The following is a 20,496-nucleotide window of genomic DNA, read 5'->3' as shown; positions in this document are numbered from 1 at the left end:
AAAAAGAACGAACTCGTTTCATTTCTCCAGACGTAATTGAACGTTTTCGTTCAGATATCAGGATTGTCATGACTGACCAGATCGAACCCGCGCAGGATGTCGAAGCGACCGATGACCCGGCCAAGGCCCGCAAACGCCGCATGATCGGCCGGATTGCGCTTGGCGTGGTGATCGCCGGCGCGCTCTATGGCGGGTACAGCTACATCGGCTATCGCAACCACGGCCGCTTCGTGCAGGAAACGGAAGACGCCTATGTGAAGGCCGACGGCGTGGCGATCAGTTCCAAGCTCGCCGGCTATGTGAAAACTGTTGCCGCGGCTGACAACCAATCGGTCCAGGCCGGGCAATTGCTGGTGGAGATCGATCCCACCGATTACCGGACGCGCCTTGCCCAGGCGGCTGCGCAGGTGAACGTGGCGCAGGCGACCGAGGCGGCGACCCGTGCCGGTATCGGCGAGGCTGAGGCCGGCGTCGGCCAGGCCCAGGCCGCACTCACCGCCGCACAGCGCGATCTAGCGTTCCTGAACAGCGAAGTGGCCCGCTACCGCCCGCTCGTCGCCACCGGCGCGGAGCCGAAGCAGACACTGGACCAGATGGTGTCCAACCGTGACAAGGCCGCTGCGCAGGTCCGCGCCAGCGAGGCGCAGCTTGCCGCGGCCCGCAGCAAGGTCAGCTCCATCCGCGCCCAGGTGGGCCAGAGCGCCGCCCAGATCGAGGCCGCCCGCGCCCAGCAGCAGGCCGCGCAGAACGACGTGGCGACCACCCGCCTCACCGCCCCGATCGCCGGCAGGGTCGGCTCCAGCGCGGTCCGCCTTGGCCAGTTCGTCCAGCCCGGCCAGCGGCTGATGACGCTCGTGCCCACGCAGGCGATGTATGTGGAGGCAAATTTCAAGGAAACGCAGATCGGCCTGATGCGGCCGGGCCAGCCCGTGACGGTGGAAGTCGATGCCCTGCCCGGCGTGGAATTCCACGGCACGGTGGAAAGCATCACCCCCGGCACCGGCGCCAACTTCTCGCTGGTTCCGCCGCAGAACGCGACCGGCAACTTCACCAAGATCGTGCAGCGCGTGCCGGTGCGTATCCGCATCAACGCCGGCCCTGAATCGCGCAAGGTGCTGGTGCCCGGCCTGTCGCTGAAGGTCTCGGTCGACACCTCGGGCGCGAAGCAGGCGATCGATGCTATCCGCGACGAGCAGGAAAAGGCCGTTCCCGCCAAATGAGCGCCACCGCCACCCTTCCTGCAGAGGCTGCTCCCGCGCCTTCGCGCCAGGGCAATGCGGATATCACCGCATGGCTGGCCGTTGTGGCGGGCGCAATCGGCGCCCTTATGGCGACGCTGGACATCTCCATCGTCAATTCCTCGCTGCCCACGATCCAGGGCGAAATCGGTGCGTCGTCCACCGAAGGCACGTGGATCGCCACGTCTTATCTGGTGGCGGAGATCATCGTCATCCCGCTGACGGCGTGGCTCGAGCGCGTCTTCGGCCTGCGCCGCTTCCTGCTGGTGGCGTCGATCCTGTTCACCGGCTTCTCCATCGTCTGCGGGCTTTCCACCAACCTGACGATGATGATCATCGGCCGCGTGGGGCAAGGCTTCACCGGGGGCGCGATGATCCCCACGGGCATGACCATCATCGCCACCCGCCTGCCCCGACACCAGCAGCCGCTGGGCACCGCGCTGTTCGGCTCCACCCTGATCCTCGGCCCGGTGATGGGCCCGCTGATCGGCGGCTGGCTGACGGAAAACCTCAGCTGGCATTATGCCTTCTTCGTCAACGTGCCGGTCTGCATCCTGCTGATGGTATTCCTCATCGTCGGCCTGAAGCACCAGCCGATGAAGCTGGAGGAACTGGTGGAGGCCGACTGGATGGGCATCGCCGGCCTCGCGCTCGGCCTTGGCGGCCTCACCATCGTGCTCGAAGAGGGCAACCGCGAGCAATGGTTCGAATCGAGCCTTATCTGGCAGCTCACAATCGTAACCGTGCTCGGCTTCGGCCTGATCGCGGCGGGCCAGCTTTTCGCCCGCAGGCCGGTGGTGAAACTTGCCCTGCTGCGCAACCGCGCCTTCGCTGCCGTTTTCGTGCTCGGGCTGCTGGTTGGCGCGGTGCTTTACGGCACGTCTTACGTAATCCCGCAATTCCTGGCCGCGGTGGCCGGATACAATTCGCTGCAGGCCGGCTTCGTCGTGTTTCTGTCAGGCATACCCGCGGCCATGATGATGCCGCTTTTCCCCCTGCTCGTCACGCGCTTCGACCTGCGCTTCATGGTGATGGCGGGGATGCTGATCATGGCCATGTCGTGCTGGCTCGATACCACGCTGACCGCCGCATCAGACGGCTCCGAATTCTATGTGTCGCAGCTTCTGCGCGGCCTTGGACAGGCCTTGTCGATGCTTTTCCTGAACCAGGCCGCGATCGCCAGCGTCAAGCCGAGCGAGGCGGGCGATGCCGCCGGCCTGTTCAACGCGGCACGCAACCTGGGGGGCTCCATCTCTCTCGCCCTGCTCGCCACGCTGCAGGAAACCCGGCTGGAGTTTCATCGCTGGACACTGCATTCCGCGCTGCAATCCAGCGATCCCGCCGTTCAGGACTGGGTGAACGGCCAGGCCGCCGCGCTGGGCGCTGGCCCCGAAGGCATGGCCGGCGCAATCCGCAACATCGACCTGTCGATCACCCGCGATGCGCTGGTCATGGCTTTCACCGATGATTTCGTGGCGCTGATGGTCTGCATCCTGGCGGTCGTGCCGCTCGTGCTGCTGCTGCGGCCGCTTCCCAAGGGCAATTTCAAGATGGCGATGCACTGATGCCGAAAACCCGCAACATCTCGCTGCTGCTCATGGCCAGCGCCGCTCTTGCCGCGTGCACCACGGTCGGCCCGAACTACAAGGGCGCGCCCGGCGTCGCCGACGCGGCAGCCGCACGCAGCACATTCCTGCGCGCGCCGCTCGGCGCCAGCAACACGGTACCGGCGTCGCAATGGTGGACTGTGCTGAACGATCCGCAGCTCGACCGGTTGATCACGATGGCCCTTGCCGATGCGCCCGACATCGCCATTGCCAACGCCCGCATTGCGCAGGCGCGAGCCGGGCTTGCCGCCAATCGCACCGCGCTTTTGCCCAGCCTCAACGTTTCCGGCACTGCCCCCTATTTCAACGTGCCGGGCGGCCTGTTCAGCGCGGACGGACAGGGCGGCGGACGCGATTCCGTGCAGGTCTACAACCTAGGGTTCGACTCCTCGTGGGAGATCGACCTGTTCGGCGGCACGCGCCGCAAGATCGAAGCCGCCAACGCCCGTGCCGAGGCCGCAGAGGCGGGCTTGGCCGACGCGCAGGTCACCCTCAGCGCCGAGATCGCCCGTGCCTATGTCTCGCTGCGTGCCAAGCAGGCCGCGGCGGCAATCCAGATGCGGCAGGCAGACATCGATCGCGCGCTGGTCGGTTATGCGGAAGAGCGCCTGCGCGCAGGCACCGCCCCGGCCCAGCCGCTTGCCCAGGCCCGCGCCACACTTGCGCAGAGCGAGGCGGACCTCGCCTCGACCCAGGCTGACATCACCGTTCTGCAAGACCAGATCGCATTGCTGGTGGGCAAGGAGCCCGGCGCGCTCGATGCGCAGCTGGCGGGGCCATCTCCCATCCCGCTTCCGCCGGCAGAGGTCGCCTTGGGCGATCCGGCAACAATGCTGCGCAACCGGCCCGATGTTCGCCGGGCGGAACGCCAACTGGCGGCTGCGAACGCCGATATCGGTGTTCAGATTGCCAACCGATTCCCGAAAATCAGCTTCCTGGGCCTGCTCGGCCTTGGTGGACAGTCGATCGGAGACATTTTCGATCCTTCGAAGATCATCGGCCTTGCCGTGCCGCAGATCAAATGGAGCCTTTTTGATGGCGGTCGAACCGAGGCGCAGGTCAGTTCGGCGCGCGGCGCCTTTGCCGAGGCAGATGCCGCCTATCGCAAGACCGTGCTTGGTGCACTGCAAGACGCAGAAGGTTCGTTGACCCGGTTCGGCGCACTGCGGACAGGCTATGGCAAGGCCCTTGAAGGGGAAGCCCAGGCGCGCAAAGTGGCGGAATTGCAGGCACAGCGGGCAAATGGCGGCACGATCAGCACGGCGGACGCGCTGGCCGCCGAACGTCAGGCCCTTTCCGCCGCTCTCAATGCTGCATCGCAGCGAGCCGCGCTGACGACCGGCTTCGTGGCTGTCGAAAAGGCGCTGGGCCTGGGCTGGCAGGCTGGAGAACCGCAGAAATGAGCCAGTTTCGTTCCGTTTATACCGTCTTGACCGGGAAAATTTTTCCGGCAGTCTCCTTTCCCATAAGGGCAGTAAGCCCATGGCCTTTCAGGCTGGAGTTTGGGACGGATGGACTGGATTTCGACGTTAGGACGGAAATTCATTCAGGCCTACACAGAAGGCTTGGCGATGTCTTGTCCGATGCACCGCTGCTCTGCGGAGACACCGGCTGCCATCGACCAGCGGCAGGATAATGTCCGTGCCGCCATCAAGCAAAGCACCCCCGTCCGACACTGAGAGCGACAAGGCGATCTGGCTCCAGGGTGAAACGGCCTGCGAACAGGCCCCGGTTGCCAGGCGAGGCCGGCCATCGGTAGCCGAAGCCGGTCAACTGTCCGGCAGAATTCTGGATGCCAGTTGGGAAGTCCTTCTGGCCGAAGGCTTTGAAAGCTTCACCTTCGACCGCGTTGCGAAACATGCCCGGATCGGCAAGGCGACAATCTATTCGCGGTTTTCCAACAAGTACGATCTGATGCATGCGCTGCTGCATCGGCGCAATGAAATGCGAAGGGAATTCATCCTTGCGCTGGGCGTAGGGCTTCCCTTCCTTGAGGCACAATGCGTGCGCGGCGCGAAGATCGTGGAGATGCTGACTTCTCCCGATGGCAAACTGGCCGAGCGGCTGGTCGATTGGCTGGATCAGGAAAAAGGCGGGCTGCCAGAGTCCGGCGTGCGCGCCGAAATCTGGCGTGATGCGATCGAATCCATCGCGCGCACCTTTGCCGAGGCCGACGCCGGCGGAGAGGCTTCGATTCCGGATGTTTGCAGTGCCGCCCGTTTCTGGCTGGAAGGGTTGCTTGGCCATGCCCGTGTCATGGACAGCCAAGGACCCGTGTCGGAGGAATGCCACCAGGAATGGGCGCGCAATTATGTCCGCTTCTTTTTCACGGGCATCGCCGCGCTGCCCAACTCTCAGGGCTGACGGCGCGCGCTGAACGCAAAGTTCACCGAAACGGCATCAGCCAGCGCGTCGGTGGAGGCGAATTCTCCCGTGCCCACATCAAACGCGGTCCGCTTCAGGCTGGCAGTGCCCTTGGCCCTGGCCGTGTCGCCTGAAAGCGCCAGAGTGAAATCCAGCCTGACCGGCCGCGCCTTGCCATTGAGCGACAGTGTACCGGAAGCGGTGTAGCGCCCTGGGCCGGCAGGCTTGAAGCCATTGGCCGTGAAGGTCGCTTTCGGATGCGCCGCAACGGCAAAAAAGCTATCCCCGCGCAGCATGTCGTCACGCTCGCTATCGCCGGTGCCCACCGATGCCAGGTCTATGGTGGCCTTGATCGACGAATTCGGCAGGTCATCCGGGCTGAAGCGGATGGCTGCGTTCCACTTGGCGAAGCTGCCGTTCACCGGGCTGCCCGAATAATCCACGCTGAAGCCGAGCTTCCCCCCCTTCTCCACCGTCCACGGCACAGCGCCCTCTTCCCCCGGTTGCTCCGACGCTTCCGCGGAAGGCTGCGCGATCGCCGCCTCGGCCAGCTCGCTGGCCTGCTCTACCGGCGCTTGTTCCGATGCCGCCACGGCCGGTTGTGTCACCAGCGGTGCCGCGCCGAAATGCATGGCCTTGGCCCACACCAGCGCGCCGCCGATCCCGACCAGTCCGATCAGCAATCCTGCTGTCAGTCCCTTCCAGGTCCGCGCCGGGATCATCCGCCCCACCACGTCGTCACGCAGCATGTGGTGATGAAGCGCACCGCCGACATGGAGGACGAACAACCCCACCCCCAGCCACGCCAGCGCGCCGTGCAGCAGTTCGGCCGGTTCGTGCCATGCGGGCCCTACCGGCAGGTTTGGCCAGGGCACTGTGGAGAACAGCATCGTCTGCATGCGGACCTTGGCCGTTGACACCAATATCCAGCCGGTGATCGGCCCCAGCAGCATCACTGCATAGAGCCCGATGTGGACCAGCCCCGCCAGCAGCCGCAGCGCCGGGGCAGCCTTGACCGGTGCCGGTCGCCGCGCCAGCAGACGCACGCCAACGCGCACCACGGTCAGCAACAGGATCGCGATGCCAACCGACTTGTGGAATTGGAAGGCCGCGAACCCGATCGGTCCCTTCGGCAGGTCCTCCAATCGCCAGCCCAGCGATATCTGGAACGCCAGCAGCAGGGCGATGGCCCAGTGCAGTGCGATCGCCAAGCCAGAATAGCGCCTGCGCACCGGATCGCCGCCCATGTCGTGTTCCTCCAACCCGAATCCGGAACATGGTTACCGCACCGATAGGGGAAGGTCACGGTCCAACGTTTCATGCCTTGGGCATTCTTCGCTGGCATTCAGCAAGACCGGAAAGTGGTCATTGAAAGGCGGCGGGCGGACAGCGGCATGAAAGGCGTGATCTTCAATCTCCTTGAAGAAGCGGTGATCCGCGAACACGGCCTGTCTGCCTGGACGGGCCTGTTGGGCATGACCGGCCTTGAAGGCGCGTGGTCCTCGCTTGGCAGCTACCCCGATGCGGAGATCATCGCGCTGGTGGATGCCGCGTCGGTGGCCTTGGGCGTGCCCCCGCAGCAGGTACTGCAGTGGTTCGGCCGAAGCGCCATTCCGCTGCTGGCAAAGCGCTACGAGGCGTTCTTCACGCCCCATGCCTCCGCACGCCATTTCCTCCTTGGCGTTAATCAAATCATACATCCTGAAGTGCGCAAGCTCTATGCCGGCTCGGCCTGCCCGCGCTTTCATTTCCACGATCTCGACGATGGCCGCCTGTGCGTTGCCTATCGCTCGCCGCGCAAGCTGTGCCACCTGGCCCATGGCTTCATTGCCGGCGCGGCGGACCACTATGGTGAAACGATCGAGATCGACCACCTGTCCTGCATGCTCGACGGATTGCCGACATGCCGCATCGCCCTGCAGTGGATGAACTGACCCGGTGAAATACGATCCGATCCCCTTGCCCGCGGAAGACCTGCAACGGATCGAGGATCTGGAGCGTATGCTGGAGCGCGAGCGCAAGGCGCGCGAGCAGGCCGAAGCCATCGCCGAGCGCGGCCTGCGCGAACTTTATGACAGCCAGGTCCGCCTTGCGCTGCTGCAGCGGATCACCGACCACGCCAACCGTTCCAACAACTTCGCCGAAGTGGTCGATGCCGCGCTCAAGGAAATCTGCGGCCACATGGACTGGGATTTCGGCAATGCCTATCGCATAGACCGCGAACTTGACGCCGCCATTGCGTGCGACACGTGGTACGCCATCGACAGTGACCAGTTGTTCGCCCTGATCGAGCGGTCACGACATGCCACCTTCAATCGCGGCAACGGCCTGCCCGGTCGCGTTCTGCGCGATGCCCACCCGCACTGGATCGATGATTTCGGCACCGACACGTGTTACGTCCATCGGGCCGAGGCCATAACCTGCAACATGGCTTCGGCCTGTGCTTTCCCGATCCTGCTGGGCGAAGAGCTCGTCGGCGTCATCGAATTCTTCTCGCGCAAGCCGATGGTGGACAAGGACGCCATCCTGCTCACCATCACCCAGGCGGTGACGCAGCTGGCCCGTGTGGTGGAGCGTGAACGCGCCAGCGCCGCCCTGCTTCACGACGCGTTGCACGATGCCATGACCGGGCTGCCCAACCGCGTGCTGCTGGATGAACGTTCGCGCCTTGCCTTCGAACGCTTGCCGATGGGGCGTGAAGGCCTGGCTGTCATGGTCATCGATCTCGATGGCTTCAAAGGCATCAATGACAAGCATGGTCACCACGCCGGAGACATGGTGCTGGTCGAAGTGGCAAGTCGTTTCAAATCGACGATCACGACCTTCCAGCGCGGCGAAACCGAAGGCGACGGGCCGATCACGTTCGCTCCGTGGCATGCCACTCTTGCGCGCGTCGGCGGCGACGAGTTCGTCGTCGTGCTCGATGCGCTGCCCGATCAGACGATCGTCACCGACCTAGCCCATCGCATGATCGCCGCCCTGAAGCCGACCATCCGCATCGAGAACGAACAGGTCAGCGTCGGCGCCTCCATCGGCATTGCCCACAGCGGATCTGACTATGTCGATGTGGAACAGATCCGGCGCGATGCCGATCTTGCCATGTATGAGGCCAAGTCCAGCGGCCACGGCGGCGTGATCGTGTTCAGCGAGGCCCTGGGCTGCGAGGCGCGCAACCGCATGGCCCTTGAACGCGAACTGCGCGACGCCATCCGCGATCGCCAGTTCGTGCTGCATTACCAGCCGATCTTCTCGCTCGACAAATCGCAAAGGCTGCGCGGGTTCGAGGCGCTGATCCGCTGGAACCACCCCACCCGCGGCATGATCGATCCCGGCACGTTCATCCCTGCGGCGGAGGAAAGCGGCCTGATCGTCTTCATCGGCGATTGGGTGCTGCGCCAGGGCTGCACCGCCATGGCCCGCCTGCATGAACGGCTGGCCAACCGCTACAGCCGCGAAGACCTGCCCTTCGTATCGATCAACATCGCCCCGCAGCAGTTCCTGCAGCCCAACTTCGCCGCCCACGTGCAGCGCGTGCTGATCGAAACCGGCGTGCCGCCCGAATGCCTGCGGCTGGAAGTGACCGAAGGCGTGGCGATCATCGACAGCGAACGCACCCGCCAGGTGCTCGAGGAAATCCGCGCCTGGGGCGTGCGCACCAGCCTCGATGATTTCGGCACCGGCTATTCCTCGCTCAGCTACCTGCAGAACCTGCCGTTTGACACGCTGAAGATCGACCGCTCGTTCATCTCCTCGATGGACGATCCCAAGAGCCGCAAGATCATCCGCGCGATCATGGACCTTGCCGGCAACCTCAACCTTTCGGTCGTGGCCGAAGGCATCGAAACTCCCGAACAGGGCAACGCGCTGATCGAGATGGGCTGCGAATATGGCCAGGGCTTCCACCTTGGCCGCCCGCTCGACGAAGCCAGCGCCTTCGCCCTGATCCCCTTCGACGAAGCGGCCTGATCGATCGACCAGCCGCCACTGTGCTTTAACATTCAAGGCGCTACATTGCCTCCCGCAACCACTTCACGGGAGGACCTCCGATGGCACCGAACAGCCCCTGGCACCACGCGCGCAGCGCCGGCGTGGCCGACGACATAGACTTCGAGATCAAGGGGCAGGAGCTCCAGTTCGTCGAGATCGAACTCGATCCGGGCGAAAGCGCCGTGGCCGAAGCCGGCGCCTTCGTGTGGAAGGACGCCACCATCGAAATGACCACCGTGTTCGGTGATGGTTCGGGCGGACAGGACGGCGGCTTCATGGGCAAGCTGCTGGGCGCGGGCAAGCGGCTGGTCACCGGCGAGAGCCTGTTCACCACCGTCTTCACCCATCGCGGCAGCGGCAAGGCCCGCGTCGCCTTCGCCTCCCCCACCCCCGGCTCGATCCTGCCGATCAAGCTGTCCGACATCGGCGGCACGCTGATCTGCCAGAAAGACAGCTTCCTCGCCGCCGCGCGCGGCGTGTCCATCGGCATCGCCTTCCAGCGCAAGGTGATGACCGGCCTGTTCGGCGGCGAAGGCTTCATCATGCAGAAGCTGGATGGCGATGGCTGGGTCTTCGTGCAGATGGGCGGCACGCTGGTGGAACGCACGCTTGCGCCGGGTGAACAGCTCCACGTCGATACCGGCTGCCTGGCCGCCTATACCCCGTCCGTGGACTTCGACCTCGTCACCGCAGGCGGGGTGAAGAGCGTGCTGTTCGGCGGCGAAGGCCTGTTTTTCGCCCGCCTGACCGGCCCCGGCAAGGTATGGATCCAGTCCCTGCCCTTCGCCCGCCTCGCCGGCCGCATGGCCGCAGCCGCGCGCGGTGGCGGCCAGAACCGCGGCGAAGGTTCAGTCCTCGGCGCGCTGGGCGATTTCATTGACGGCAACAATTGAGCTCAGGGTTGCGCAGGCTCGGCCGGCAGGTCACTGTCGGCGGGCTTGCCACCCCCGCCCCCGGGCTGTGCTCCCGCTGCCGCTGCAGGATCGGGCGCATCCGTTTGGCCTTCGTCTCCGCCAACTGGGGTACTCATCACCAGTTCGGCAGCGGTGCCGTCCCACTTGGGGCTGGCATCGATCTTCGCCACCAACCGTTGTGCCGCCAGGGCGAGTTTGCCCCCATGGGGATAGAACGCTACTGGCAACAGGGTCTCTCGCGCCTGGGGCATCAGATGACGCCGCATCTGCTCCATCGCCAGCGTCATGCGAAGCGACGTATCGAAGGGCGCCAATTCCAGCGCACGGACAAGGCCCTGGTATGCAAGGTCGGTCGGGGTCCGCCCCCGCTTGCTGAAGCTTTGATAGAAATAGAACAGCGGCAGCGGATGGTCATTCTCGATCCGGTTGAGTGCGACAAAAGGCTTTACCGCATTGTTGAAGGCCGAATCCCGATCCGGTGCGTCTTCGGCCAGCCTGAACAGGGATAGCCCCTTCTGGACATAGGCGTTGGCCTGCATCGGATCGAGCGCGATCGCCGCATCCGCCGCGGCAACGGCCTCCTTGTCGTTACCTGCATCGTGCTCTGCCTCGGCCAGCGCCGTCAGCGCGGCCGGATCGCGGGGAAAACGGGCCGCAATCTCGCGGGCATCAACCAGCAGCTTCCTGGCTTGCTCCGTTGTCACGCCACGGCGTGACCGGATCTGAACAGGCATCATCTCAGCCTGCCCCGCACTTACCGCGCGAATGTCTATGGCGCCTATGCGGATCGCCGATCCCGCCAATGTCAGGAAGTTCCAACGGTTCTTGAGCAGGTAGGTATCAAGCTCCCTGTCCAGGATCTTGAAATCGCCAAAGGCTTCCAGTGCCGCTTCGCGCTGCGATTTGCCCTTGGCGATCAGATGGAGATAATTCGTCAGCTGCCCGGCGCGGGGTTTGCTGAAGGTCAGGTAGTGAAAGAGCAGCCACGACTTGCCATAAAAGGCGTCATAGCCCCGCGTCCGGCGCTTCTCGTACGCTGCCGGGTCAAGCAGTTCTTCCGCCGTGACGTCTCTCGCCAGAAACAACTCATTGCCTCGATGCGCGGCCGGGCGCCCCAGTTCGACCGAGCCATCGGCATTGAACCGGCTTGAGGCGAAGAACTCGGCACCACCCTCGGAATACCAGCGCGGCATTCCATAGGCGCTCGATGATATGATGAAATGGTGCGCATATTCGTGCAAAAGTGCGATCATCGACCAGTCCAGGTCGCGTCCTGCTGCCTTCACACGCGATACAATGGCGATCGAGCCCCCTGCTCGCGGCAAGTAGAACCCTCCCAGGAAAGGATTATCCTCACCATATAGCTTGCGGACCTCATTCTCGTTTCGGACAACGTAAACAGTCAGCCGGTTCGATGGGCTGGGAACGTTCGTCTCGCTCGATGTAAGCAGCGCGATCGCCGTGTGGTAACGCTCAAGCTGTTCCGAGAAAGCACGCACATTCTTTTCGTTGTCGTTGGTATAGACCACGAAGTGCGCACTCGATGCCTGAAGCCAGGCAGCCCGTGCGGGAACCGGCACCCCGAGCACAAGCACCAATGCGCAAAGGGCCAACCAGAATCTTGAAAGCAACATGAAGGCCCCTGTCGTCCCCAGCCATCACCATATCAGTGGCGTTGGCGGGTCCAAGGGCCTTCATGCAAAAACGTCTCCAATCCGGTGGTTGGTGCCGACCAGCGCGTATGAAACCCGCTGGCCGGCATCCGGATCAGAACGTCAGCTTCACCGTGGCGCCCCAGGTGCGCGGGTCGCCCACGTTGCCCACGATCAGGCCGGTGTTGCCCGATGCGACCGAAAGCTGGTCAATATAGTTCACGTCAAAGGCGTTGCGCACCCAGCCAAAGATGTCGAACCCGGCATCGCTGCGCACGCCAAGGCGGAAGTTGCTCAGCGCATAGCCCTTCACCCAGGTGTAGGCCGAAGGCGACGGGTTGGACGACCACGACGAGCGGTAGTTGCCGTCAAAGCCCAGGTAGACCTGCCCGTCCTTGCCCAGCAGGTTCACCGGCAGGTTCGCCTCGGCCCCGAACGAGGCCGACCAGCGTGAAACGCCGGGCAGGCGCTGGCCCGAAATGTCGCACGAAAGCGGGCTGACGCCCGGCGTGCCTGGCGCGCTCGGCGTCGCGGTCAGGTTGCCGTTGGCGTCCACCGGCTGGCTGCCGCCGGAAAGCTCGGGCGGGCACGGTGCGTTGGTGAACTTGCGATAGGTCGCATCGGTGAAGGCGCCGTTGCCATAGACGTTGAAGCGCTCGCTCGGGCGATAGGACCAGTCCACTTCCACGCCCTGCGTGCGCGCCTTGTCGGCATTGGCCAGGTAGCCACGCAGCGCACCCACGGTGTAGTTGGAAACCTGCGCCTGATAGTTGCCGATCTCGGTGCGGAAGATCGCCACGTTGAACGTGGCCTTCCGGTCAAGGAACTGGGTCTTGATGCCCGCTTCATAGTGATTGACCGATTCCGGCTTCACGGTGGCGAGGGCCAGCAGCGGCACGCCCGCGGTATCCGCCGGCACGCCGTTCAGGTTGATGCCGCCGGTCTTGAAGCTCTTGGCATAGGTTGCATAGAGGTGGATGTCGGGCGTCACGTCGTACGATGCGGTCACGTCGTACGAGAAGTTCCAGTCGCTGAACTTGGCGATGAACGCCTGCGGGGCCAGCACGGCGAGCTGCGCCTTCTCCTCGTTGCTGTTCAGGCTCTTGCCCGTGGAATCGACCTCGAACACCACCAGGTTGCCCTGACCGTCGGTGACCACCGAGTTGTAGTCGCCGTTCTTCTTGTCGTAGTTCAGGCGGAAACCGGGCTGGATCGAGAACCCATCGGCCACCTTCCACGTCAACTTGCCGAACAGAGCGGCGCTGGTGTTGGTGAAGCGGATATCGTTGTTCGCGGTCAGGCCGTCCAGCACCGCAGGAACGTTCGACAGCGGGTTCGTCGGGTTGATCAGCCACTTGCTGGCGGCCGAACCCTGCTGCTGGATGCCGTTGGTCTGGATCTTCTGATAGAAACCGAACGCGCCCAGCACATAGCCCAGCTTGCCCTTCTCGCCGGAAAGGCGGAATTCCTGGGTGTACTGGTCCTGCTTCGAAGGGTTGTTGCTCTTCGTGGTGATCGGCAGGCCGATGAAGTCACGGTCGTTCGAAGGGTCCCAGTCCCAGGTGCGCCATGCGGTGATCGACGTGAAGGTGCCGAGCCCGGTTTCCGCCTTCACCCGCAGCGAAACGCCGCCGATCTGGTTCTTGGCGCGCAGCGTCGCGTCCACGTCGGTGATGCGGTCATAGGGGTTGGTGCTCGGCACGACATAGCCCTGCGCCGCGGCCAGTGCGTCATACTGGCGGGCCAGCGGGCGCTGGGTTGCGCCGGTGCGGACATAAAGCTGCGCGCAGCATTCCGGGTTCTGGCGGCTGAAATCACCGGCCAGCGTCACTTCCACGCTGCTGCTCGGCTTGAACAGCACCTGCGCGCGCAGGCCCAGGTTGTCCTGCTCGTTCACCTTGTGGCCGTTGAAGGCGTTCAGCAGGGTGCCGTTGCGATTGGTCAGCGATCCCGCCACGCGCACCGCCACCGTCTCGCTCAGCGGGCCGGAAACCGCGGCCTTGAACTGGGTGAAGCCCAGGTTGCCCACGCTCGCCTCGGCACGCCCTTCGAAGTCGAAGGTCGGCTGGCGGCTGGTGATGTTGATCGCGCCCGCCGTGGTGTTCTTGCCATAAAGCGTGCCCTGCGGCCCGCGCAGCACTTCGATCTGCTTCACGTCCAGGAAGTCGAACGTGCTGCTTGCCACGCGCGCCATGTAGACGTCGTCCACATAGATGCCCACGCCCTGTTCGATGCCGTCGTTGGTCAGGCCGATCGGCGCACCGATGCCGCGGATGTTGACCGAGGTGTTGCGCGGGTTGGTGCTGGTGAACTGCAGCGTCGGGGTCAGCTGCTGCAGGCGGCCAACGTTGAACGCGCCGGTGTTGTCGATGTGATCGCCACCGACGACCGAGATCGCCAGCGGCACGTCCTGCGCGGTTTCGGCGCGGCGGCGGGCGGTGACGACGATGGTGTCGTTGTCACTCTGGCCGGTGCCGGCCGAAGTGGTCTGGTCAGCGGCAGCCGGCGTGACGTCGGCAGCGGCAAAAGCGGGATTGGCAGCGGCCAGCAGCGCCAGCGGCGCCGCGCCGCCAAGCAGGCGGACGGTGAAAGTCATCGGTGATCCTCATGGATTGAGTCACGACGCCTCCAGTGGTCCGGTTGGCAGTGTGAACGGTGTTTATGGTCTGAAAAATGTCGTCTCAGGGGCGGTTCAGTCGGTCTCAGTCCGTCTCAACCCCCTCTCAGTCGTTCTCAACTTACGTCAATTCGGCTTGAGCCGCTTCTTCTCGGTCACGTCGATCTGCACGACGCGGCCTTCATGAATGGTCAGCGAAACGTTGCCGTAGCGCAGGCCCGAAAGGGCTTCGCGCACGCTGGCCAGGCTTTCTTCAAGATGGCGCTCGGCATCGCTGCGCGCGCCCTGATTTTCGCTCATCGGTCTAACTCCTTGAAACATATGCTCCTTCATCGTTCAAAACTGGCGCTGGCGGGTGGGCGCAAAGCGCAAGGTCTCTCCCACCGCCGGCGCCGGCAACGCGGCGTCCACGTCGATTTCAACAAGCGCGTCCCCGGCAACGCCTTCCACGCGCCAGAACCCGCCCTTGCGGAATACATTGTCCACCAGCACCGCCTGCCCCCCTTCGGCCACCAGCTCCACATCATGCGGGCGGAAGTGGATTTCGCCGCCTGAAGGGCCGGCCAAGCGATTGGTTTCGCCCACGAAATGCGAGACGAACGGCGTTGCCGGGTCCATGTAGATCTCTTCCGGGCGGCCGATCTGCTCGATCCTGCCGTGGTCCATCACCACCACCCGGTCGGCCAGCTCCAGCGCCTCTTCCTGATCATGTGTGACGAAGATCGAGGTCAGGCCCATCTGCTTGTGCAGATCGCGCAGCCAGCGGCGCAGGTCCTTGCGCACCTTGGCGTCCAGCGCGCCGAAGGGTTCGTCCAGCAGCAGCAGCTTGGGCTCGATCGCCAGCGCCCGCGCCAGCGCCACGCGCTGCCGCTGGCCGCCGGACAGCTGGCCGGGATAGCGCTTGCCCAGCCCTTCAAGCTGGACGAGGCGCAGCAGTTCATCGGCGCGGGCGCGGATTTCCGCCTTCGAAGGGCGCTCGCGGCGGCTCTTTACGCTGAGGCCGAAGGCCACGTTTTCCGCCACGGTCATGTGCCGGAACAGCGCATACTGCTGGAACACGAAGCCGACCTGGCGGTCCGCCACCTTGCGCTGCGAAACGTCCTCGCCATTGAAGAACACCTCGCCGCTGTCCTGGAATTCCAGGCCGGCGATGATGCGCAGCAGGGTCGTCTTGCCAGAACCGGAGGGGCCGAGCAGCGCGATGAATTCACCGTCCTGGATCTCCAGGTCGATACCATGCAGCGCGGCGTAGTCGCCAAAGCGCTTGGTGATGTTCTGGACGCGGATCAATGCTTTGCTCCCCCATGGAGGTCGAAGCGCCATTCCAGCACGCTCTTGGCCACCAGCGTCACCAGCGCGAGGCAGGCAAGCAGCGAGGCCACGGCGAAGGCGCCGACGAAGTCGTATTCGTTGTAGAGGATCTCGACATGCAGCGGCATGGTGTTGGTCTCCCCCCGGATGTGGCCGGAGACGACCGAGACCGCGCCGAATTCCCCCATCGCCCGGGCGTTGCACAGCAGCACGCCATAGAGCAGGCCCCAGCGGATGTTGGGCAGGGTCACATGCCAGAAGGTCTGCCAGCCCGAGGCGCCAAGCGAGAGCGCGGCTTCCTCGTCATCCTTGCCCTGTTCCATCATCAGCGGGATCAGTTCGCGCGCCACGAAGGGAAAGGTGATGAACACCGTGGCCAGCACGATGCCCGGCACCGCGAAGATGATCTTCAGGTCATGCTCTGCCAGCCACGCACCGAACAGGCCGTTGGCGCCGAACAGCAGCACGAAGATGAGCCCCGAGACGACCGGCGAGACCGAGAACGGCAGGTCGATCAGCGTGATCAGCAGGCTCTTGCCCGGAAAGCTGAACTTGGTGATCGCCCAGCTGGCGGCAATGCCGAAGACGATGTTGAGCGGCACGCTGATCGCGGCGATCAGCAGGGTGAGCCTGATCGCGGCCCAGGCATCGGGCGTATCAACATGTTCGATGAAGCCGCCGATCCCCTGCTTCAAGGCTTCGCTGAACACCGCCACCAGCGGCAGCAGCAGGAAGAAGCCCAGGAACAGCATGGCAACCGTGATCAGCACGAGCCGCGTGGCGAAGCCTTCGGTGGTGGCGCGCATCGTCATGCCCCCATCCTCTTGCGGCCCTGCGCCTGGATCAGGTTGATCAGCAGCAGGATGGAGAACGAAGCCAGCATCATCACCGTGGCGATGGCGGTGGCGCCTTCATAGGCATACTGTTCCAGCTGTGTGACGATCAGCAGTGGGGCGATTTCGGTCTTTCCGGGCATGTTGCCCGAGATGAAGATGACCGAGCCATATTCCCCCACCCCGCGGGCAAAGGCCATGGCGAAGCCGGTGAGCAGCGCCGGGCCGATGGCGGGCAGGATCACGCGGGAGAAGGTCTGCGACCGCGTGGCGCCGAGCGTTGCCGCGGCTTCCTCAACATCCTTGCCCAGGTCTGCCAGCACGGGTTCGACCGAGCGGACGACGAAAGGCAGGCCGATGAAGACCAGGGCGATGGTGATGCCGATGGGGGTGAAGGCGACCTTGATGCCCAGCGGATCGAGATACTGGCCGACCCAGCCGGTGGGCGCATAGAGCGCCGTCAACGCAATGCCCGCCACGGCGGTGGGCAGCGCGAAGGGCAGATCCACCAGCGCCGAGATCACGCGCTGACCCGGGAACGAATAGCGCACCAGCACCCAAGCAACGAGCAGGCCGAACACCGCGTTGACAAGGCCGGCGGCAGCGGCGGTGCCGAAGCTTAGGCGATAGGCCGCGATGGCGCGCGGGCTGAAGCCCACGTCCACGAACTGCGACCAGCCCATGCCGGCGGCCTTGAGGAAGATCGTGGCCAGCGGGATCAGCACGATCAGGGTGAGCCAGGCGAGGCTGAACCCGAAGGTCAGCCCGAAGCCGGGCAGCACCGACGGCCTGCGCCAGCGCCCTGCGGTGAGGGAAGTTGAAGACATCTGCAGTGGCCTGCTCGAAACGAGTGCGGGTTACTTCTTCGGCGTGTAGATGCGGTCGAAGACGCCGCCTTCATCGAAATAGGTCTTCTGCGCGCGGCCCCAGCCGCCGAAGTCCTTGTCAACAGTGACCATCGGGATCGCCGGGAACTGGCTCTTGAACTGTTCCGCCACCTTGGGGTCGCGCGGGCGATAGAAGGCGTGGGCGATCGCGGTCTGCGCTTCGGGCGTGTAGAGATAGCGCAGGTAGGCGTCGGCCACTTCGGTGGTGCCGTGCTTCTTGGCGTTCTCGGTGATCACGGCCACGGGCGGTTCCGCGAGGATCGACAGCGAGGGCGCCACGATCTCGAACTTGCCCTTGCCCAGCTCCTTTTCGGCGAGGAAGGCCTCGTTTTCCCACGAGATCAGCACATCGCCGATGCCGCGTTCGACGAAGGTGGTGGTGGCCCCGCGGGCGCCGCTATCGAGCACCGGCACGTTGCCATAGAGCTTGCGCACGAAGTCTTCGGCAGCCGCGTCAGAGCCGCCAGCCTTCTTGCCATAGGCCCAGGCGGCAAGGAAATTCCACCGCGCGCCGCCGCTGGTCTTGGGATTGGGGGTGATCACCTCCACGCCTGGACGGACGAGATCGGCCCAGTCCTTGATCCCCTTGGGATTGCCCTTGCGCACAAGGAACACGATGGTGCTGGTATAGGGCGAGGAATTGTCGGGCAGCGCCTTCTGCCAGTCGGCAGGCAGCAGCTTGGCCTTCGATGCGATTGCATCGATGTCATACCCCAGCGCCAGCGTGGCGACGTCTGCATCCAGCCCGTCGATGATCGCGCGGCTCTGCTTGCCCGATCCGCCATGGCTCATGCGGAAGGTCACGTCCTTGCCGGTCTTCTGCTTCCAGAATGCGGCGAAGGCCGGGTTGATGGCCTGATAGAGTTCCCGCGTGGGATCATAGGAAACATTGGTGAGCTCGACCGCGTTGGGGTTCGACGGCTTGCCGGAGCAGCCTGCGAGAAGCGGGCCGGCGGCCAGTGCCAAGGCGATTGTAGCCGTGAAGGCGCGGCGGTTCATTGTGCAACTCCCTGTTTGTCCGCGGGGACGTCGGCCTGATATACTCAACTTATCTGGTAGACATTTAAGGAGTTCTATCCGCCCCTAAAGCCACCCTTTCAGCGCTGCGCGGTTGGCGAATCCATCCGTGGCAGGGCTGCGATTGGGCGCGATCGTTAACTCCACCTGAAAAGTAGACAATGAGCCAGCGCCGAAGCGAAAGCTTTTGTCGACCAATTGAGTAGAGTTTTTGGAGGTGATGTTCCAATGCCCACCCCAACCCCTCCCGCAGGCGGGAGGGGAGCGAGACTTACTGAGCCGCAGACGAAAGTTAGTCGCAGCGGGGTGGGCGTGCGGGTGGTAAAGGCCGGAACCGACCGCAATCGCGCCCGTTGCCGCCCCTGCGGATTCCCGAAGCCGCTGCCTCCCACCGAAAGACATTCCCCATGCGCCTCTCGATCGACGCCGAACTGAACTACACCCTCGCCTCGCCGGTCGATCTGCTGTTCGCGATCGAGGTGGCGCAGATGGCGGACCAAGTGATCGTGGCCGAGGACCTGGTGATGGGCGGGGTCGACGTGATGCGGCCGATCGATGGTGCGGAGAGCCTGGGGCGGCGGTTCTGGGCCTTTGGCGGCGATCAGGTGACGGCGCATTATACGGCGACGGTGGATGTGGAGCGCGCCGTGGTGCCGCTGCCGGGGCTGGCCACCGACAGGCTGCACGACCTGCCGCCGCTGGTGGTGCCCTACCTGTTTCCCAGCCGCTATTGCGAGGCGGACCGGCTGGAGACGTTCGTGGGCCGGGAATTCGGCCACCTGAACGGCGGCGACGCCATCCACGCGATCACCGACTGGATCGGCGGGCACGTGGACTATGTGCCGGGATCGAGCAACGTGAGCACCACGGCGGTGGACACCTTCGTATCGGGGCGCGGCGTGTGCCGGGATTTCGCCCACCTGCTGACCGCGATGGCGCGCGCCGCCGGCGTGCCCGCGCGCATGATCGGCGCCTATGCCTGGGGGCTGAAGCCGCAGGATTTCCACGCGGTGGTCGAAGTGTGGCTGGCCGGGAGCTGGCACCTGGTGGACCCCACCGGCCTTGCCTCCCCCGAAGGCATCGTGCGCATCGGCGTGGGGCGTGACGCCACCGACATCAGCTTCCTGACGATCTTCGGGCAGGCCACGCTGAACCGGCAGCAGGTGCGGGTGGCGCGGGTTGAGGGGTGAGTTCGGGGTGGCTGCTTGCGCCCACTTGCGGTCGTCCGATGGGCTAGTAACATGCGTCCGATGGAGTTGCCGAAGTTCCGATATCACCCCGCCCCGCTTTCGACTGGGTCTATCTCGCCGAGCACGGAGGCATGTGATTGCTGCGGATTGATGCGCGGTTTTGAGTACACGGCCTCTTTTTACAGCACGCAAAGACCAAAGCCGAAGTTATGCCCTTGGTGCATTTCTAGCGGCAAAGCATCGCACAAATACGATGGCGAATTTTCCGACCCCTTTCCGCTTAAAAAAACTGGAATTGCCAATAACATCGTAGAAGAGGTTTCGAAGCGCACTCCTGGTTATAATTCCTGGCAACAGGAGGAGTGGGCGTCGCATTGCGGGGATTCATGCGAGTTTCACGGCGATGCGAAAAGTGATGAAATTGCTAGCTTGACCGGGAAAGAACTGGCCGATCATCTTGATCGCGTCCGATTGAGCTTTGACCAATGGCAGTCACTTCTGCGCGGGTACCAAGAGGGTGGAAACCCGGCAGTCTACAAGTTTATTTGTCGCCACTGTGGCATTTCGATCTATCCGTTGGATTTCACGTAGTGCGCCGTGTCTATTGCTCGTTTGCGATCATTTAACGACGGCCGGCAGACGGATAGCTGTCCACCAATCTCGGTTGCTCTCCGCCACACAAGTCGCCCGCCCCCCCGAATTCCAAAAGGTTGCCGCCAAGCACTCCCCCTGCTTGCCAAGAGCGGGAAATCGGGTGCAGTGAAACAAATGAAACACTTGTGTAACACACGGGCCACATGGGTCCGGCACGAGTGGCGGACGCGCCGAAAGGACAGGGAAGACCGACATGCCCGCAGATGCAGGGGATCGCAGCGCCGG

The 20,496-nt window shown here is 64.1% G+C and carries 17 protein-coding genes; 9 read left to right on the top strand and 8 right to left on the bottom strand.

Annotation, left to right across the window (positions count from 1 at the left end; translation table 11 throughout):
* The first annotated feature begins 68 nt into the window (after window positions 1–68).
* From POM99_RS11665 to POM99_RS11650, 4 genes are all read left to right on the top strand, one after another.
* Entirely contained in the window at window positions 69–1,220 is a 1,152-nt protein-coding gene (locus POM99_RS11665) for an HlyD family secretion protein (protein WP_277277965.1), read from the top strand.
* The gene (locus tag POM99_RS11660; RefSeq protein WP_277277963.1) at window positions 1,217–2,803 is read left to right on the top strand and encodes an MDR family MFS transporter; all 1,587 of its coding nucleotides are present in this window, start codon (window positions 1,217–1,219) and stop codon (window positions 2,801–2,803) included. The genes POM99_RS11665 and POM99_RS11660 overlap by 4 nt, the downstream gene beginning before the upstream one ends.
* On the top strand, window positions 2,803–4,248 hold the full coding sequence (locus POM99_RS11655; RefSeq protein ID WP_277277961.1) for an efflux transporter outer membrane subunit: 1,446 nt from the start codon (window positions 2,803–2,805) through the stop codon (window positions 4,246–4,248). The genes POM99_RS11660 and POM99_RS11655 overlap by 1 nt, the downstream gene beginning before the upstream one ends.
* Window positions 4,249–4,486: 238 nt before the next feature.
* A complete protein-coding gene (locus POM99_RS11650; RefSeq protein WP_277277959.1) occupies window positions 4,487–5,209 on the top strand; it encodes a TetR/AcrR family transcriptional regulator in 723 nt (240 codons plus the stop codon).
* Here POM99_RS11650 and POM99_RS11645 read toward each other — a convergent pair.
* The gene (locus tag POM99_RS11645; protein WP_277277957.1) at window positions 5,200–6,456 is read right to left on the bottom strand and encodes a YceI family protein; all 1,257 of its coding nucleotides are present in this window, start codon (window positions 6,454–6,456) and stop codon (window positions 5,200–5,202) included. The two genes, POM99_RS11650 and POM99_RS11645, sit on opposite strands and share 10 nt — an antisense overlap.
* 147 nt (window positions 6,457–6,603) lie before the next feature.
* Here POM99_RS11645 and POM99_RS11640 point away from each other — a divergent pair, with 147 nt between their 5' ends.
* The 3 genes from POM99_RS11640 to POM99_RS11630 all read left to right on the top strand — a co-directional run bounded on the left by POM99_RS11640 (window position 6,604) and on the right by POM99_RS11630 (window position 10,089).
* On the top strand, window positions 6,604–7,143 hold the full coding sequence (locus tag POM99_RS11640) for a heme NO-binding domain-containing protein (RefSeq protein WP_277277954.1): 540 nt from the start codon (window positions 6,604–6,606) through the stop codon (window positions 7,141–7,143).
* Between the two features lie 4 nt (window positions 7,144–7,147).
* Complete coding sequence (locus POM99_RS11635; RefSeq protein WP_277277952.1) at window positions 7,148–9,175, top strand: putative bifunctional diguanylate cyclase/phosphodiesterase; 2,028 nt, start codon at window positions 7,148–7,150, stop codon at window positions 9,173–9,175.
* A gap of 80 nt (window positions 9,176–9,255) precedes the next feature.
* Entirely contained in the window at window positions 9,256–10,089 is an 834-nt protein-coding gene (locus POM99_RS11630) for a TIGR00266 family protein (protein WP_277277950.1), read from the top strand.
* 2 nt (window positions 10,090–10,091) lie between these two features.
* Here POM99_RS11630 and POM99_RS11625 read toward each other — a convergent pair whose 3' ends face one another.
* The 7 genes from POM99_RS11625 to POM99_RS11595 all read right to left on the bottom strand — a co-directional run bounded on the left by POM99_RS11625 (window position 10,092) and on the right by POM99_RS11595 (window position 18,409).
* The gene (locus tag POM99_RS11625; RefSeq protein ID WP_277277948.1) at window positions 10,092–11,639 is read right to left on the bottom strand and encodes a hypothetical protein; all 1,548 of its coding nucleotides are present in this window, start codon (window positions 11,637–11,639) and stop codon (window positions 10,092–10,094) included.
* Between the two features lie 238 nt (window positions 11,640–11,877).
* Window positions 11,878–14,358: a TonB-dependent receptor gene (locus POM99_RS11620; RefSeq protein ID WP_277277946.1), complete on the bottom strand. Its 2,481-nt coding sequence runs from the start codon at window positions 14,356–14,358 to the stop codon at window positions 11,878–11,880.
* Between the two features lie 147 nt (window positions 14,359–14,505).
* Window positions 14,506–14,679, bottom strand: a complete 174-nt coding sequence (locus POM99_RS11615; protein WP_277277944.1) for a YezD family protein — start codon at window positions 14,677–14,679, stop codon at window positions 14,506–14,508.
* A 36-nt stretch (window positions 14,680–14,715) separates the two neighbouring features.
* The gene (locus tag POM99_RS11610) at window positions 14,716–15,669 is read right to left on the bottom strand and encodes a sulfate/molybdate ABC transporter ATP-binding protein (protein WP_277277942.1); all 954 of its coding nucleotides are present in this window, start codon (window positions 15,667–15,669) and stop codon (window positions 14,716–14,718) included.
* Window positions 15,666–16,502 carry a sulfate ABC transporter permease subunit CysW gene (cysW, locus tag POM99_RS11605; protein WP_277277940.1) on the bottom strand — a complete coding sequence of 279 codons (837 nt, stop codon included), beginning with the start codon at window positions 16,500–16,502 and terminating at the stop codon, window positions 15,666–15,668. The genes POM99_RS11610 and cysW overlap by 4 nt, the downstream gene beginning before the upstream one ends.
* Window positions 16,499–17,350, bottom strand: a complete 852-nt coding sequence (gene cysT, locus POM99_RS11600) for a sulfate ABC transporter permease subunit CysT (RefSeq protein WP_277277938.1) — start codon at window positions 17,348–17,350, stop codon at window positions 16,499–16,501. The genes cysW and cysT overlap by 4 nt, the downstream gene beginning before the upstream one ends.
* Before the next feature lie 30 nt (window positions 17,351–17,380).
* Window positions 17,381–18,409 (bottom strand): sulfate ABC transporter substrate-binding protein, encoded by a 1,029-nt coding sequence (locus POM99_RS11595; RefSeq protein WP_277277936.1) that lies wholly within the window; start codon window positions 18,407–18,409, stop codon window positions 17,381–17,383.
* Window positions 18,410–18,834: 425 nt separating this feature from the next.
* Between POM99_RS11595 and POM99_RS11590 the strand changes: the two genes are divergently transcribed.
* Together POM99_RS11590 and POM99_RS11585 are read left to right on the top strand one after the other, a co-directional pair.
* Window positions 18,835–19,617, top strand: a complete 783-nt coding sequence (locus tag POM99_RS11590; protein ID WP_277277934.1) for a transglutaminase-like domain-containing protein — start codon at window positions 18,835–18,837, stop codon at window positions 19,615–19,617.
* Window positions 19,618–19,668: 51 nt separating this feature from the next.
* Window positions 19,669–20,208, top strand: coding sequence for a CbrC family protein (locus tag POM99_RS11585; protein ID WP_313792131.1), 540 nt, complete (start codon window positions 19,669–19,671; stop codon window positions 20,206–20,208).
* Window positions 20,209–20,496 lie beyond the last annotated feature (288 nt).

The organism is Novosphingobium cyanobacteriorum, from assembly GCF_029436685.1.
Classification (GTDB): Bacteria; Pseudomonadota; Alphaproteobacteria; order Sphingomonadales; family Sphingomonadaceae; genus Novosphingobium; species Novosphingobium cyanobacteriorum.
Note: the sequence above shows the minus strand (reverse complement) of the source record. Positions and strands in the feature narration are given on the sequence as shown.

Coding starts and splice junctions, on each gene's coding strand:
- POM99_RS11595 (WP_277277936.1), bottom strand. CDS start 18,409: ATGAACCGCCGCGCCTTCACGGCTACAATCGCCTTGGCACTGGCCGCC.
- POM99_RS11640 (WP_277277954.1), top strand. CDS start 6,604: ATGAAAGGCGTGATCTTCAATCTCCTTGAAGAAGCGGTGATCCGCGAA.
- POM99_RS11655 (WP_277277961.1), top strand. CDS start 2,803: ATGCCGAAAACCCGCAACATCTCGCTGCTGCTCATGGCCAGCGCCGCT.
- POM99_RS11630 (WP_277277950.1), top strand. CDS start 9,256: ATGGCACCGAACAGCCCCTGGCACCACGCGCGCAGCGCCGGCGTGGCC.
- POM99_RS11660 (WP_277277963.1), top strand. CDS start 1,217: ATGAGCGCCACCGCCACCCTTCCTGCAGAGGCTGCTCCCGCGCCTTCG.
- cysW (WP_277277940.1), bottom strand. CDS start 16,502: ATGACGATGCGCGCCACCACCGAAGGCTTCGCCACGCGGCTCGTGCTG.
- cysT (WP_277277938.1), bottom strand. CDS start 17,350: ATGTCTTCAACTTCCCTCACCGCAGGGCGCTGGCGCAGGCCGTCGGTG.
- POM99_RS11620 (WP_277277946.1), bottom strand. CDS start 14,358: ATGACTTTCACCGTCCGCCTGCTTGGCGGCGCGGCGCCGCTGGCGCTG.
- POM99_RS11585 (WP_313792131.1), top strand. CDS start 19,669: ATGCGTCCGATGGAGTTGCCGAAGTTCCGATATCACCCCGCCCCGCTT.
- POM99_RS11645 (WP_277277957.1), bottom strand. CDS start 6,456: ATGGGCGGCGATCCGGTGCGCAGGCGCTATTCTGGCTTGGCGATCGCA.
- POM99_RS11615 (WP_277277944.1), bottom strand. CDS start 14,679: ATGAGCGAAAATCAGGGCGCGCGCAGCGATGCCGAGCGCCATCTTGAA.
- POM99_RS11590 (WP_277277934.1), top strand. CDS start 18,835: ATGCGCCTCTCGATCGACGCCGAACTGAACTACACCCTCGCCTCGCCG.
- POM99_RS11665 (WP_277277965.1), top strand. CDS start 69: ATGACTGACCAGATCGAACCCGCGCAGGATGTCGAAGCGACCGATGAC.